12 protein-coding genes are annotated in these 14,400 nt (G+C 70.6%); 5 read left to right on the top strand and 7 right to left on the bottom strand.

Going from position 1 to position 14,400, the window contains the following annotated elements; all coding sequences use genetic code 11:
- Nucleotides 1–21: 21 nt before the first annotated feature.
- The 5 genes from VGL20_21905 to pstC all read right to left on the bottom strand — a co-directional run bounded on the left by VGL20_21905 (nucleotide 22) and on the right by pstC (nucleotide 4,610).
- The gene (locus VGL20_21905) at nucleotides 22–915 is read right to left on the bottom strand and encodes a phosphate ABC transporter substrate-binding protein (GenBank protein ID HEY2706347.1); all 894 of its coding nucleotides are present in this window, start codon (nucleotides 913–915) and stop codon (nucleotides 22–24) included.
- A 295-nt stretch (nucleotides 916–1,210) separates the two neighbouring features.
- Nucleotides 1,211–1,885, bottom strand: a complete 675-nt coding sequence (gene phoU, locus VGL20_21900; GenBank protein ID HEY2706346.1) for a phosphate signaling complex protein PhoU — start codon at nucleotides 1,883–1,885, stop codon at nucleotides 1,211–1,213.
- A complete protein-coding gene (pstB, locus tag VGL20_21895; GenBank protein ID HEY2706345.1) occupies nucleotides 1,882–2,697 on the bottom strand; it encodes a phosphate ABC transporter ATP-binding protein PstB in 816 nt (271 codons plus the stop codon). Before pstB ends, phoU begins: the two co-directional genes overlap by 4 nt.
- A 33-nt stretch (nucleotides 2,698–2,730) precedes the next feature.
- Complete coding sequence (pstA, locus tag VGL20_21890) at nucleotides 2,731–3,609, bottom strand: phosphate ABC transporter permease PstA (protein HEY2706344.1); 879 nt, start codon at nucleotides 3,607–3,609, stop codon at nucleotides 2,731–2,733.
- On the bottom strand, nucleotides 3,606–4,610 hold the full coding sequence (gene pstC / locus VGL20_21885) for a phosphate ABC transporter permease subunit PstC (GenBank protein HEY2706343.1): 1,005 nt from the start codon (nucleotides 4,608–4,610) through the stop codon (nucleotides 3,606–3,608). The genes pstA and pstC overlap by 4 nt, the downstream gene beginning before the upstream one ends.
- Before the next feature lie 448 nt (nucleotides 4,611–5,058).
- On the opposite strand from pstC, the gene VGL20_21880 reads away from it, so the two are divergent.
- Nucleotides 5,059–6,396 (top strand): hypothetical protein, encoded by a 1,338-nt coding sequence (locus VGL20_21880; protein HEY2706342.1) that lies wholly within the window; start codon nucleotides 5,059–5,061, stop codon nucleotides 6,394–6,396.
- Between the two features lie 114 nt (nucleotides 6,397–6,510).
- On the top strand, nucleotides 6,511–8,139 hold the full coding sequence (locus VGL20_21875) for a hypothetical protein (protein HEY2706341.1): 1,629 nt from the start codon (nucleotides 6,511–6,513) through the stop codon (nucleotides 8,137–8,139).
- A gap of 198 nt (nucleotides 8,140–8,337) precedes the next feature.
- Here the strand turns inward: VGL20_21875 and VGL20_21870 are convergent, their stop codons facing one another.
- Entirely contained in the window at nucleotides 8,338–9,729 is a 1,392-nt protein-coding gene (locus tag VGL20_21870) for a hypothetical protein (GenBank protein ID HEY2706340.1), read from the bottom strand.
- 314 nt (nucleotides 9,730–10,043) lie between these two features.
- Nucleotides 10,044–10,784: a DUF4214 domain-containing protein gene (locus VGL20_21865; GenBank protein ID HEY2706339.1), complete on the bottom strand. Its 741-nt coding sequence runs from the start codon at nucleotides 10,782–10,784 to the stop codon at nucleotides 10,044–10,046.
- A 431-nt stretch (nucleotides 10,785–11,215) separates the two neighbouring features.
- On the opposite strand from VGL20_21865, the gene acpA reads away from it, so the two are divergent.
- From acpA to VGL20_21850, 3 genes are all read left to right on the top strand, one after another.
- Nucleotides 11,216–12,619, top strand: coding sequence for an acid phosphatase (gene acpA / locus VGL20_21860; protein ID HEY2706338.1), 1,404 nt, complete (start codon nucleotides 11,216–11,218; stop codon nucleotides 12,617–12,619).
- 149 nt (nucleotides 12,620–12,768) lie between these two features.
- On the top strand, nucleotides 12,769–13,656 hold the full coding sequence (locus tag VGL20_21855; GenBank protein ID HEY2706337.1) for a substrate-binding domain-containing protein: 888 nt from the start codon (nucleotides 12,769–12,771) through the stop codon (nucleotides 13,654–13,656).
- A 340-nt stretch (nucleotides 13,657–13,996) separates the two neighbouring features.
- Nucleotides 13,997–14,344 carry a hypothetical protein gene (locus tag VGL20_21850; protein ID HEY2706336.1) on the top strand — a complete coding sequence of 116 codons (348 nt, stop codon included), beginning with the start codon at nucleotides 13,997–13,999 and terminating at the stop codon, nucleotides 14,342–14,344.
- The last annotated feature ends 56 nt before the right edge of the window (nucleotides 14,345–14,400 follow it).

The following is a 14,400-nucleotide window of genomic DNA, read 5'->3' as shown; positions in this document are numbered from 1 at the left end:
CCGGCGGCGGCCCCGCCGCCGCTACCTGTCGGCCAGCGACTGAGCGTCGGTGGTCGAGAGCGGCAGGAACCCGAGGGTGGTCACCGTCCCGGTCTGGAAGGTGTCGGTCAGGATGTAGGCGATGAAGGACTGGGCGAGCGCCGAGCCCTGCCCCTTGGTGTACATGTGCTCGTGGGAGAAGGCGGGGTACTGACCGGCCTTGACGGTGTCGGCGCCCGGCTTGACGCCGTCCAGGCTCAGCGCCGTCACGGTGGCGTTCGCCGAGGCGAGGCTGACGTAGGAGACGCCTCCGTCGGCGCCGGTCACGCCCTGGACCACGAGCTGGGTCGAGTCCTGGGTGGAGGCCGGCGTGGTCGACTCCGGGGTGCCCCGCATCACCGTCTTGTCGAAGGCGAGGCGGGTGCCTGAGCCCGGCTTGCGCTCGATCAGGGTGACCGGCAGGTCGGCGCCGCCCACGTCCTTCCAGTTGGTGACCTTGCCGCTGAAGACGTCCTGGGCCTGCTTCAGGGTCAGGTTGGTCACCGTGGTCTTGGGGTTCACGATGATCGCGAAGACGACGATGGCGACCTGGTGGTCGGTGAGCGCGCTGGCGTTGATTGTCGGCGCGTCGCTCACGGGGACGTCGGAGTCGCCGATGTCCGAGGTGCCCGCGGCGACGTTGGCGAGGCCGGTGGAGGAGCCGCCGCCGCTGACGGTGATGGTGGCGCCGGGGCACTTCGCCGCGTAGAGCTCGGCTGCCTTCTGCGCCAGCGGCAGCAGCGCGGTGGAGCCGCTGGCGGTGGCGGTGCCGGTGGCGCAGGCCGCCGCGGCCTTCGAGCTGGTGGTGCTGCTGCTGCTCGAGGTCGACCCGGTGCCGCTGGTGTCGCTGCCGCACGCCGCCAGGGCGAGGACGCCGAGGAGCATGGGCGCGGCCATGAGATTCAGATGTCGGTGCACGTCGGACCCCCCGTTGGTCGACAGTCATCCGCCCTGTCACGGATGACGAAACAGCCCTATGCTGCCGGGGCGGACGTCAAGGACGGGTTAGGCGCACATTAAGGAGTGGCTGGCCGCCCCGGGCACTCCATTCGATCACCGTCCCTTGAACAGCGGGTTGCCCGGTCTTCGTCAGTCGTGGCACATACTCACACGAGCTCTCGCCTCCGTCGCCAACCATCCGTCCGGCCCGGATCGCCGTCGCGGTCCGGGCCACCGGATGGCCGTCACTGCGTCAGCCGAGCTCCTCGATGACCCCGGTCTCCAGGTAGACGAGATCCTCGGCGATGTTGGTCACCCGGTCGGCGATGCGCTCCAGGTGGTGGGCGACGAAGACGAGGTGGGTGGCCCGGTAGGCGCTCTGCCCGTCGTCCGACATCAGCTGGACGAGCTCGTCGAAGAGGCGGTGGTAGACCCGGTCGATGCGGTCGTCGCGCGCCGCCACCAGCCGGGCCCGGGCGACGTCCCGCGCGACCACGCCGGCGAGGATGTCGCGCACCTGCTCCCGGCAGAATTGGGCCATCTTGGGGAGGTCGATGTGGGTGGCCAGCTGGGGGAAGTCGGCGAGCGAGCGCGCGATCTTGGCGATGCTGACGCAGTGGTCGCCCATCCGCTCCAGCTCCGCGGACATGTGGAGCAGCCCCATGATCTCGCGCAGGTCGCGGGCCACCGGGGCCTGGGTGAGGATCATCGTGAAGCTCTGCTCGCGGACATCCCGCTGCAGCTCGTTGATCCGCGCGTCCTCGGCGATCACCACCGCGCAGGCGTCGACGTCGCGCTCCATGAGCCCCACCATCGCGCCGGAGATGGCCCGGTCGACCAGCTCGCCCATCTCGGTGACCGCGGAGCGGACCGAGCGCAGCTCCTCGTCGAAGACGCTCCGCTGGGGATGGGAGACGATCTCGCTCATCCGAACCTCCCGGTGATGTAGTCCTCGGTGCGCCGGTCCCTGGGATTGCTGAAGAGCTCGATCGTCGGGCCCATCTCCACCAGCTCACCGACACGTCCCTCACCGACGAGCATGAAGGCGGTCCGGTCGCTGACCCGGGTCGCCTGCTGCATGTTGTGGGTGACGATCACCATGGTGACCGATCCTCGGAGCTCGTGGAGCAGCTCCTCGATGCGCAGGGTGGCGATCGGGTCGAGGGCCGAGCAGGGCTCGTCCATCAGGATCACGTCCGGCTCGACCGCCAGCGCCCGGGCCAGGCAGAGGCGCTGCTGCTGGCCTCCGCTGAGACCGAGGCCGGAGCTGCCCAGCCGGTCCTTGACCTCGTCCCAGAGCGCGACGCGCTGCAGCGAGCTCTCCACGATGCCGTCGGCGACCGACCGGGGAACCCGGCCGGCGAGGCGCAGGCCGTAGGCGACGTTGTCGTAGATGGAGGCGGGGAAGGGGTTGGGCCGCTGGAAGAGCATGCCCATCCGGCGCCGGAGATTGATCACGTCCACCCCGGGGACGAGCAGGTCCTCGCCGTCGAGCAGGATCGACCCCTCCATCCGGAAGCCGGGGATCACGTCGTTGATCCGGTTGAGGCTGCGCAGCAGGGTGCTCTTGCCGCAGCCGCTGGGGCCGATGATCGCGGTGATGTCGCCGGGCGTGGCCCAGAAGTTGACGTCGCGGACCGCGTGGGTCGTGCCGTAGTACAGGTTGAGGTCGCGGGTCGAGATCTTCCGGTCGGGCTCCGCGCTGGGGCTCGCTGTCTCCGCGGGTTGCGACCCGTCCATGGGCTCGGCGGCGGACATCCCCATCTCTCTCCCTCAGCCTCCCTGCAGGCGGCGGACGGCCACACGGCCGATCAGGCGGGCGGACGCGTTGAAGACCAGCACCAGCAGGATGAGCAGGGCGGCCACGCCGTCAGCGTACTGCCGGGCGTCGGTCACCGTGCCCGGCTCGGCCTGGGTGCGGAACTGGTAGAGGTCGACGGCGAGGGTGTCGCCGGCGAGAAACGGGCTCAGGCTGTAGTTGCCCGCCGCCGTGATCGCTCCTGCGGATCCGGTGAAGAGGATGGCCGCGGCCTCGCCGAAGGCGCGCCCGGCCATGAGGATGACCCCGGTGATCAGGCTGGGAAGCGCCGCCGGGAGCAGCACCCGGGTGACCGTCTGCCAGCGGGTGGCACCGAGCGCCAGGCTGCCCTCGCGCAGGTTGCTGGGAATCGACCGGAGCGCGTCCTCGGTGATCCGGATGCCGTACGGCAGGTTGATCACCAGCAGGGCGAGGGCGGCGGCAAGCCGGCTGGGATGGGAGTGGGTGGCCTCGACGAAGAGGGCGAACCCGAACAGGCCGACGATGATCGAGGGCAGCGTGGCCAGGGTCTCGGTGGCCCGGCGCACCGCGTTGGTGAGCGCCCCGGTGCCGGCGTACTCGGCGAAGTAGATCCCCGCCAGCAGGGCCACCGGCACGGTGAGCAGCATCGAGAGGACCAGGACGTAGAAGGTGTTGAAGAGCTGCGGGCCCACCCCGCTGCCGGGGCCGCCGATGTTCGGTGCCTGGGTGTAGAAGCCGAGCCGGTGCAGCTCCTGCCAGCCGTTGATGATGAGGAAGACGATGATCCAGGCGAGCAGCGCCACCAGGATCACCCCGAGGCCGCGGATGATCAGCACCGCCGCCTGGTCGGTGACCCGGGCCCGGCGGTTCACACCACGCTCCTGACGCTGCCCCGGTTCACGAAGCGCACCACGGCGATGCAGCCGAAGGTGATGAGCAGCAGCACCAGGGCCAGTGCGTACCGGGCGGCGGTGCCGTCCGGGTTGATCGCCAGCTGGTTGACGCCGTCGGTGATGGTCACGGTCATCGTCGTGGTGGGGAAGAGGAGCGCCCTGAGCCCGTACTCCTTGAAGGGGGGGAGGGCGTTGACGTCGCCGATCACCAGGGCGACCGCCAGGGCCTCGCCCATCGCCCGGGCCAGCCCCAGCACCACGCCGCTGATGATCGTGGCCCGCGCCGCCGGGATCTGCACCCGCCAGATGGTCTGCCAGCGGGTGGCGCCGAGGGCCAGGGACGCCTCCTTGAGTGCCCGGGGCACGGAGCTCAGGCCGTCGGCGCTGATGGTTGCGATGGTGGGGGTGACCATGATCGCGAGCACCACACCGGCGGCGAGCACCCCCGAGCCCTGACGCCCGGGCGGCGCCACCCGCTCGAGGATGGGCAGGAGCGCGATGAAGCCGAGGTAGCCGTAGACCACCGACGGGATGCCCACGAACAGCTCGACGGCGGGCCGGAGCACCCGGCCGCCCACCACCGGGTTGAGCTCCTCGAGGATGAGCGCGGCCGAGATGGCCAGCGGCACCGCGAGGACGAGCGCCAGGGCCACCACCATCGCGGAGCCGGCGATGGGAAGGAGCGCGCCGAAGGAGGAGACCCCCCCGAAGCCGCCGCCGGTGCCGTCGGGCTGCCAGTCGGCGCTGGTGAGGAACTCCCTCAGACCGGGCTTGTGCAGCACCGGGGCCGCCTTGCTGGCGAGGAAGACGACCACCAGGACGACGACGAGCACGCTGACCGCGGCGGCGCCGAGCACCACCCAGCGCATCACCGCGTCGACCCGAGCGGCCCGGAGGCCGACCCGGCACACCGCCCGCGCGGGGCCCGGTGGGGGCGCCGGACCCACCCGTGGTGGCGGGGCGAGCACGTCCTGACTCATCCTCGGGCTCCACCTCTGCGCAGACGCACGCGGTTCCCCCTTTCTCTGCTGGTACGGCCGCCGGGCGCGACCGACCCGCCCCGGAGGCCCCCGACAATGCTGGGCCCAGCCCAGGGATGGGCGGGTTACCCGCTCATTAAGGATGAGTTAAGTCGTGAGGTGAGGCGCCGCCCTGTGGACAGGTGCCACCGGGCGGGGCAGATCGCCACAGGCCACTCCGGATGATTTAGCACCGTCTCAATCGCCAGGAAAGCAACAATGGCGACAATGACACTGCCCTGCAACTCGTTAAGCGTGCCCCGACCTGCTCCTTAACAAGTTCCGGGCCCATGCAAGATTTGTCCGAAGGTCCCGTCTGAACCGGCTGTAGGAGCGGTGCGGAAACCCTGTCAGTCAGCTGCGCGACCAATCGCGCCGGGGACCGCATCCTCAGCTAAGGGAAGGGATGATGACAAACTGGGGATTCACGTCGTGGCGCCGAGCTGCCCTGCCGCTGGCAGTGGTCAGCCTGGTCAGCGCGATCGGCTTCGGACTCGGCGGCTCGCACGCCGCGGGCAGCGCCGCGGGCGTCGGTGACCCCGAGGTCAGCGCCCAGGGCGTGACCTTCGTGCTGGCGCCCTCCGGCGACGACAACTTCCAGCCGGGCAACGCCTGCGCTGCCACCAGCCTCGGCCAGAACCGCTGCACCGCCGCCATCTTCGCGACCGACAAGCAGCCGGCCGACATCAGCTACTCCAGCGACCCGTGTCCCGCGCAGACCAACGACCAGCTCGGTCTCCAGGGCATCTCGCTGAAGAGCGCCAGCCAGCTCAGCCCCTGCACCGCGGCGGCCTACCTGCCGTCGAGCGGCGGCCAGCTCGCCATCAAGGACTTCCCGGGGGCGAGCTGCTTCCCGGGCCCGTGCCTTCTGTTCATGGTCATCCACCAGCACGACGGTGACTTCAACGCCCCCGGTCTGTGCTCGGCGGCGTTCTACCTGACCTCGCCCTGCACGGTGGCCGTGGTCGACACCGAGGGCCATGGCAGCACCGACGTCATCGACTTCAGCGGCAGCAGCTGCCCCGAGAACTCAAACCTGAGCCTGCCGCCGATCGGCGACATCAGCGGGTCGTGCACCAACCTGCCCTTCAAGCCGGCGGACATGACCCTGCACCTGCCGGACAACGGCACGCCGGCGCCGCCGAGCAACCCGGTGCACAGCCCCGAGGTGGCCAACCAGGCCCTGACCATGGTGATCACCCCCAACGGCCAGTGGACCTTCGACCCCCCCAACGCCTGCAGCATCGTCGGCCTCAAGCCCGTGAACCGCTGCACCGCGGCGATCCTCGACGTCCCCGAGGGCGGTGGTGACATCAGCTACTCGAACACCAAGTGCACCCTGGACCTCTCCGGTCCCCAGGACGCCTGCGTCGCCGCCCCCTTCACCGTGTCGCCGGGCAAGACCGCGATCCACAACTACCCCGCGGGCACGCTCTGCCTCGCGCCGCTGCCCGAGACCCAGCCGAACAGCACCGAGGTCGGCTGCCGCATCTACGTGATGCTCACCCGCCAGGACGGCGACCTCAACCCCGGTGGCCTCTGCAGCAGCTTCACCAACCTCTCCAGCCCGTGCGCGCTGGGCGTGGTGGACACCTCGGGCCGTCACGAGGGCGACACCGTCGGCCTCAGCACCGATATGTGCCCGACCTCCGGCATCGACATCAACGGCGACTGCACCTCGCCCGCGTACCTGCCGATCCCGGACATCCAGGTGACCCTGCCCGAGGATCCGACCCTCGGCAACTGACCCGCCGGCGGCACCGCCGCCCACGGGCACCCACACGAACCACGTGGGGCGGGATCGATACCGATCCCGCCCCGACCCGAACAACCGAATTTCCGCACACTAGGGGAAGGGACAATGAACATCTGGGGATCCAAGACGCTGCGCCGCCTGGCCCTGCCGCTGGCAGTGGTCAGCCTCGGCGCCGCGCTCACCGTGGGGGGGGGCCAGAGCCTCGCCTCCAGCGGGGGTGGCACCGTCGCCTCCGACCCTAACGCGCCCGATCCGGAGATCACGGCGCAGTCCATCTCGTTCGTCCTCGCGCCCAAGGGCGACGACAACTTCCAGCCGAACAACACCTGCGGCGGCGCGCCGACGACGCTGACGGCCCCGGGCGCCGCGACCGGCACCTTCTCCGCCACCAAGCTGAGCGTGTCGCAGACCCGCTGCACACTGGCGGTCTTCACGCCGAACTCGACGCAGGGGAAGAACCTGAAGTACTCGTCGACCCCCTGCCCGGTGACCGGCTTCCCGACACCGACCTCGCCCGGCCTGCAGGTCCTCTCGCTGAAGTCGCCGGACAAGGTCAGCGCGTGCACCGCTCCCGCATTCCTGGCCTCGGTGAACACCGCGCTCACCAAGGCGACCGATGCCGCCGGGCGGACCGCGGTCTTCGATTGGGCGGGCACCAGCTGCAAGCCGGGGCTCTGCCGGCTCTTCATGCTGCTGACCAACAGGGACGGTGACCTCAACACCCCCGGCCTCTGCTCCGCCGCCTTCTACCTCACCGGCCCGTGCACGGTGGCAGTGATCACCACCAGCGGCGTCGCCGCCAACCCCGGCGGGCAGACGCTGCAGTTCAGCGACAACAAGTGCCCGACCGACTCCAACCTCAGCCTGCCGCCGATCGGTGACATCGGCGAGTCGTGCACCAACCTGCCCTTCAAGCCGGCGGACATGTCGATGACCCTGCCGCCGGCGATGACCCCGAACCCTGAGCTGCAGACGCCCGTCGCGGCGCTCCCGCAGCACAGCACCGAGGTGGCCGACCAGGCCATCAGCTATGAGCTCGCCCCCGTGGGCCAGTTCTCCTTCGACCCGCCGAACGCGTGCTCGATCGACGGCATCAAGCCGGTGAACCGCTGCACTGCGGACATCATCAACATCCCCGTCGGCTTCACCGGCGGTGACGTCAACTTCCCCGACACCCGCTGCACCTTCGACGTCTCGACCCCCGGCCACAGCCACGGCAACAACCAGGGCGACCCCTGCTTCGCGCAGCCGTTCAGCCCTTCCAAGGGTCAGACGGCGATCAAGAACCTTCCGCCGATGACCTGCCACGCCCCTGAGCCGGCCGCGCCGGTCGCCGGCGTGCTCCCTGTGGTCGCCTGCCGCATCTACGTCGTGCTCACCCGGGTCGATGGCGACTTCAACTCCAACAACCCCTGCGGGACGCTCAGCAATGCGACCACCAGCGTCAGCAGCCCCTGCCTGCTCTTCTCGGTGAATACCGAGGGCCGACACGAGGGCGACGACATCACGGTCAACAGCTCCACCCCGGTCTGCCCGAGCGGCGCCGCGCCGGTGATCACGCCCGTGACCAACCAGCCGGGCTTCGACGCCGACGTGACCGACACCTGTGTGGCGGGCGGCGCGGTTGTCCCGCCGTCGCCTCCGGCCGCGGGCACCTTCGGTGCACTTCTCGCCACCCACGGTTCCGTGACCATCCACATCCCCGAGGATCCGGTCCTCGGCACCAACCAGTAGCGCACCGATCCCCCCCGCCGGGTGGGGCGGGACCGAGAGCCCGCCCCACCCACTCCACCACAGAACCTCCTGCTCGAGGCCCGGGGATCCATCCATCCGTCCCCCCGGGTCTCGAGTGCTTTTAACCGGACCGGCGGCCGGTCGGGGTGTCCCCCGGCCGGCCGCCGTCGTTTGCGTGGTGAGCGCCTCAGTCCTGGATCAGGACTTCGGCAGGGTGAGGATGACCCCCTTGGGCGCAAAGCTCGCCGCGGTGCACGCGACGTTGATGTCGGGGTCGCCCGGGGGCTCGACGCAGAGGCTGGTGCTGCTCAGCGCCGCGCTCGCGCCGCCCGCCTGGTCGCCGGTGGAGGTGTCGACCACCGCCATCGTGCAGGCCGAGCTGACGAGGAAGTACCCGAGGCAGATGCCCGGGGCGTTGAAGTCACCGTCCTTCGGGGTGAGGACGACGAACATGTGGCAGTTCACGACCGGCGCCTGGGGGTTCGGCACCGCCGCCGTCGCGGCGGGCGCGGCGCCATAGCACAGCGAGCCCGGAAGGCTGGTGAGGGCGGCCTTGCCGACCGACGGCTGGAAGGCGGCGGAGGTGCACGGGGCGACGTCCGCGGCGAGGTCGATCGGGCACGAGGCGCTCGCGTAGGTGGCGCTGGTGTCCGCCATCGCGAGGCTCATCACCGCCGCGGTGCAGCGGCCCACCGGGTTCACGCCCCAGGTGCCGCAGGTGTTCGGCGGATCGAAGCTGTTGTCACCCACCGGTGCGATCACGACGGTGGCCGCCTGGGCGAGCACCTCGGGACCGTGGACCGGCGGGGTCGCCGGGGCCGCGGTGGCCTTGGCCGGCAGGGTGAGGTTCATGCCCGCGGGGAAGAAGGCGGGGTTCGCGGTGCACGCGACGGTGGCGTCACCGCTCGCCGGGCACGCGGTGTTCGGCTGGGCGATGGTGGCACCACCGACCCTGCCCACGGTGTCGAAGGACGCCACCATGCACGGCGCGATGATGTCCGCCGTGCCGCCGCAGAGGCCCGGGGCGTTGAAGTCGCCGTCAGCCTGGGCGAGGACGAGGAAGAGGCGGCATTCCGACGGGATGCAGCGCGAGCCCGGGAACCCGGTGAGCGCCGTCTGCAGAGGAGCCGGTGCCGGGGCCGGAGCTCCGGGGGCCGCCGCCGGCGGCGCGGCCGGCAGGAACGAGGATGCGGTGCACTCCGGGATGTTGTTCCCGGTCAGCACCAGCACCTGGAGGCTGGGGCTCGTCGAGCACGCGGTCGCCGAATACGACAGCGTGTGCGTCGAGCTGGTCACCACCCACACCGCGGCGGTACAGCGCGAGGGGGCCACGTTGGTCCCGCCGCACGCGCCCGGCGGGGTGAAGTTGTCGTCGTTCGCGGGCGCCAGGACCAGGGTTGCGGCCTGGTTCTCGACCTCGGGGTCGGGCGCGTTGGTGTCGACGAGCACCGGTCTCGATCCGCTCTGGCCGCCGCCAGAGGCGGAGATCGACGCCAGCCCCGTCGACACCGCCGCGGCGACGCTCAGCATCGCCACGGGCAGCACCACGCGCCGCCAGCCCGTGAACGCATAGGGACCCGGCAATCTCATGCCATACCTCCTCAGAGCGTGCCTCGGCCCCGGCACGCTGCGCGTGCGACTGGGACGGGGTGCGTAGCACGCCTCTCCTGCGTTGTCTGACGTCCGGGCCGGCCGACACCTTGCAGATGGAGGGCCGGCGGCGAACGATCACCAACACAGGTTAACTGCAGCGGCCCTGTCAGTTAACAACTGGTGGCTTTTGCAGTCTTCGTGGCGGTGGCGATTGCAGTGGGAGTGGCTTTCGTCGGGTTTGTGGCGACCGTGCGGAGAGGGAGCCGGCCGCCCCCGAGAGGGGAGGGGGCCCGGCCCCCTCCCCGCGGAGATCAGGGGTGGGTGGCGGCCCAGGCCGCGTAGGCGGGGCTGCCCACCAGGGCGGCGACCACGGTCGAGTCGTTGGTGCCGGTCTGGAGCGCATGGGTCCAGTAGCTGAGGCCCGGACCGTCGGGGAAGCCGTTGTGGTAGTGGACGAAGTCGAAGATCGCCTCGTTTCCGTACCACTCGGCGGTGTGGGAGATGCTGGCGGCGACGTTCCACATCGGAATGCCGGTCGCCAGGCGGCCGACCCAGAAGGCCTGGCCGGCGGGCTCGGGAAGGCGTCCCAGGAGCGTCTGGTAGATCGCCCTGACGTAGGCGTCGTAGTTGGTGCCGAACCCGGCGGCGTACTCGGGCGAGCCGGCGAGCGACCCGGTCAGCTGCTCGAGGCCGACACCGGCGGCGAGCCGGCCGGTCCAGTACTGCATCCCGGGGGCGTCGGGATAGCGCCCGATGGTGGCGAGGTAGGCGTCCGCGACCACCCGCTGGCGGTAGGCGTCGGTGTTGATCATCGCCGCGGCCACCATGGCGTGGCTCTTGCCCGCGTTCACCTGGCCGACCCAGTAGGCCTTGCCGGCGGCGTCGGCCGGGTGGTTGATCAGGTCGTAGTACGCATGGCTGACGAAGCTCTCGGCGGGCGACACCGAGGTGACGACCGGCGCCGGGGGGGTGACCGCGGCCGAGGCCGAGCTCATCAACCCGGCCAGCCCGGTGCCGGCGGTGAGGAGCAGCGCGACAGCGCCTGCTCGCATACGAATCATGTCCCTGTTTCTCCCTTCCTTCAGGCCGTCCGGCGGCGGTGCCACCGGTCGACTCATTCGCTGACAGATGCGCAACGGGTACATCTGGAGGAACTTGCGTCGGAACAGTCCGGAGTGGACCCGTTCGTGGCTTTCGTCACGCTTCGGACCGAGTGCTTAACCCTGACTGAGTCCTCGCCTTAACAAGTCGCGGAAACTGCAGGTTTTCACGGTGGTCCAGCGTCTGTAGCTCTGGGACGGGCAGTGAGTGAACGCGCTGCCCTCCGACACACCTCCCCGACCGTCGGGGCGCGGGCCCCATCCGTCCCCCGCGCCTCGACCCGGGGGTGTTCCATTCCTTCTCCGCCGGTTAACCCGTCGCTCATCGCGGTCGCGTGACCATGGGCCTCCGCATTCGGGTCGGGTGACGGGAGGGCGGGATGATGCCTCGGGCCGCAGCGGGGATCGTGGCCGGAGCACTGCTGGCGTCCGGCGCCTGGGGGACGGTCGCCACCGGCAGCTCGCCGGTCGCCGCCGCGGACCTGCACCTCCGGGGGCAGCTGTCGGACATCCAGCACGTGGTGGTGATCTACCAGGAGAACTGGAGCTTCGACTCGCTGTACGGCCGCTTCCCGGGCGCCCGCGGCTGGGCCGACGCCGGCCGCATCACCCAGGTCGACGGCCGGGGGGCGCCGCTCACCTCCCTGCCCCAGCCGGTGGGGGAGGACGGGAAGACTCCCGACCCGCGGATCCCCGCGGGCCTGCCGGTGCAGCCGTACGACCTCAGCCGCTTCGTCCCTCCCGACGGCGTCACCGGCGACCTGGTGCACCGGTACTACCAGGAGCAGGTCCAGATCGATCGGGGCAGGAACGATCGCTTCGTCAGCGCCAGCGACAACGGCGGGCTGGTGCTCAGCCACTACGACGCCACCGCGATGCCGGAGGGACGCCTGGCCCGCGACCACGTCCTCGCCGACAACTTCTTCCACTCGGCGTTCGGCGGCTCCTTCCTCAACCACATGTGGCTGGTCTGCGCCTGCACCCCGCGCTGGGACACCCACCAGGCGCCGGTCCCCGCGTCGAAGGTGGCCCAGCTCGGGCCCGACGGCTCGCTGCTCCGGGACGGGTACATCACCCCCGACGGGCACGTCGTCAACACCAGCTTCACCGTCAACCACCCCCACCCGGCGTCCTTCGACGCCCCCGACCAGAGGGGGCTGCTGGTGCCCAACCTCGACGAACCCACCATCGGCGATCGCCTCAGCGACGCCGGCGTCCCCTGGCGCTGGTACGCGGGCGGCTGGGACGCGGCGCTGCAGGGGCGGGCCGACAGCACCTTCCAGTTCCATCACCAGCCCTTCGCCTTCTTCCGCCGGTACGCCGACGGCACCGAGGCGAAGCGGCGTCACCTCGCCGACGAGAGCGCGTTCCTCGACGACCTGCACGCCCACCGGCTCCCCGGGGTCTCGTTCATCAAGCCGCTTGGCGTCGACAACGAGCATCCCGGGTACGCCACCCTGCTGAAGGGGCAGGACCACGTCGCCTCGCTGGTGGCGGCGATCCAGGCCAGCCCGGAGTGGCGGAGCACGGCGGTGATCATCACCTACGACGAGAACGGCGGCCGCTACGACCACGTGGCGCCCCCTCCGGGCGACCGCTGGGGGCCCGGCGTGCGGGTGCCCGCGATCGTGGTCTCGCCCTTCGCGCGGCGCCACCTCGTCGACCACACCCGCTACGAGACGGTGTCGATCCTCCGCCTCATCGAGCGCCGCTGGCGGCTCGAGCCGCTGGGCGAGCGCGACGCCGAGGCCAACGACCTCACCGCCGCCTTCGACCTCGGCTCCTGAGGGCCGCGTCCACGCGGCGGTCCTTAACCGCCACTTAACCGAAGTGCAATAGCGCCGACAACCTGGCACGCTGCAGGATACGGGTGAGAGATTTCGGTTGTGTGCCGGCCTGTGTCGCCGGCACGTCGAGAGAGGAGGAAGGAACGAATATGAGATCTCATCGTGCCCTGACCATGGTCGCAGCGGGACTGGCCATCGCGGGCTGGAGCTCCATGAGCTATGTCGCCGGGCCCACGGCCTTCGCCGGCTGTGTGGGTGGCAGCATCACCGCCAGCGGGTCGACGGCGCTCCAGCCGCTGGCCCAGAAGGCATCGACCGATTACCACGCCCAGTGCGCCGGGGCGACGATCACCGTGTCCGGCGGCGGCTCGTCCGCGGGCCTGTCGAACGTCAACAGCGGCACCTCGGACATCGGCGACTCCGACGTGCCCGCCACCGCGGCCCCGGGCGTCAACGGCGCCAACCTCCAGGATCACCAGGTGGCGATCGTGGTCTTCGCCGTGGTGGCCAACACCGGCGCCGGCGTCGGCAACCTGAGCACCCAGCAGGTCCAGGACGTCTTCTCCGGGAAGGTCAACAACTGGAGCCAGGTCGGCGGCAAGAGCGTGGCGATCACCCTGATCGAGCGCAAGCCCGGATCGGGCACCCGCTTCAGCTTCGACAAGTGCGTGATGGGCAGCGTGCCCGAGTCGACCACCCCCGCGGCCCAGGAGGACTCGACCCAGCTGGTCATGCAGGCGGTCTCCAGCCAGCCGGGCGCGGTCTCCTACGTCGGAACCGCCTCGCTCGCCGGTGCGTCCAACGTCACCGCGGTGAAGCTGAACGGCGCGACCCCGGACGGGCCCAGCGTCGCCTCCGGCGCCTACAACTTCTTCTCCCATGAGCACATGTACACGCGGAAGAGCCCGGCTCCGCCGCCGCTTGCGAATGACTACATCAATTTCATTCTCGCCCCCGGTTATCAGAGCTCCGGCGTCACCTCCGCCGGGTTCCTTCCCCTGAGCACCACCAACCGGCAGTCGGCTGCCGACAAGTAGTCTCCGCGGAGAGACCGGCGCCCCCCACGCCCGCGCACCGCGCCGGGCGTGGGGGGATCCCGCCGGTCGCAGCGTTCGGGGGCTCTCGAGGCCGCGATCGCGCATCCTGTGCGCACCGCCCAGTCTCAGGTTGCTGACGAGCGCGGCGAAAACCGGCGCCGCCGCGCTCTCGCGGGCAGGTTCCACCAGTGCCGTCCGCGCCGGCCTCAGGCCGCGATGCCACGACGCAGTGCACAACCGGCCGGCGCCCAGATGTTAACCGGCTGCCCAATGTCCCGAGGTGCGCCCATGGCTAGGCTGAGGGCATGCACCTGGCACCTGGCAACCGGGAGAGACGACGATGAACGAACCGGCACGCATCCTCCCCATGTACGGGCCGCTGCTCGCGGCACGGCAGGGAGCGGTGGAGCTGCTCGGGCGGGGCGGCGCGCTCACCGTCGACGAGCTGGCGGTCCGCCTCCTCCAGGAGCTGGGCGACGACGCCCGGATCCTCCACGGGGTCGCCCGGGTGGTGGCGCGGGCCCACCAGCTCCGCTCCGCCGGCGCCGCCGCCGACCTGCTCGGCCGGGCCCCCGCCACCAGCGGCGACGACGACCTCCCGGCCCCCGCGGTGGGGTGGTGGTCGATGTGCCAGGGTCCCCTCGGCGAGCACCTCGAGGACCCTGCGGAGCTGCGCAAGACCGGTTAAGTCACGGGCAACGACCGGTGATCATCTGGTAGCATCGCTGTCACCTATTCGGGTGC

This window comes from Candidatus Dormiibacterota bacterium (assembly GCA_036495095.1).
Classification (GTDB): domain Bacteria; phylum Chloroflexota; class Dormibacteria; order Aeolococcales; family Aeolococcaceae; genus CF-96.
The sequence above is the reverse complement of the archived record's forward strand: the minus strand, read 5'-3'. Positions and strand labels throughout refer to the sequence as shown.

Bases quoted from the DNA above. Each gene is read 5' to 3' on its own strand.
- VGL20_21905 (HEY2706347.1), bottom strand. From the start codon at position 915: ATGGCCGCGCCCATGCTCCTCGGCGTCCTCGCCCTGGCGGCGTGCGGC.
- phoU (HEY2706346.1), bottom strand. From the start codon at position 1,885: ATGAGCGAGATCGTCTCCCATCCCCAGCGGAGCGTCTTCGACGAGGAG.
- pstB (HEY2706345.1), bottom strand. From the start codon at position 2,697: ATGGACGGGTCGCAACCCGCGGAGACAGCGAGCCCCAGCGCGGAGCCC.
- pstC (HEY2706343.1), bottom strand. From the start codon at position 4,610: ATGAGTCAGGACGTGCTCGCCCCGCCACCACGGGTGGGTCCGGCGCCC.
- VGL20_21880 (HEY2706342.1), top strand. From the start codon at position 5,059: ATGACAAACTGGGGATTCACGTCGTGGCGCCGAGCTGCCCTGCCGCTG.
- VGL20_21875 (HEY2706341.1), top strand. From the start codon at position 6,511: ATGAACATCTGGGGATCCAAGACGCTGCGCCGCCTGGCCCTGCCGCTG.
- VGL20_21870 (HEY2706340.1), bottom strand. From the start codon at position 9,729: ATGAGATTGCCGGGTCCCTATGCGTTCACGGGCTGGCGGCGCGTGGTG.
- VGL20_21865 (HEY2706339.1), bottom strand. From the start codon at position 10,784: ATGCGAGCAGGCGCTGTCGCGCTGCTCCTCACCGCCGGCACCGGGCTG.
- acpA (HEY2706338.1), top strand. From the start codon at position 11,216: ATGCCTCGGGCCGCAGCGGGGATCGTGGCCGGAGCACTGCTGGCGTCC.
- VGL20_21855 (HEY2706337.1), top strand. From the start codon at position 12,769: ATGAGATCTCATCGTGCCCTGACCATGGTCGCAGCGGGACTGGCCATC.
- VGL20_21850 (HEY2706336.1), top strand. From the start codon at position 13,997: ATGAACGAACCGGCACGCATCCTCCCCATGTACGGGCCGCTGCTCGCG.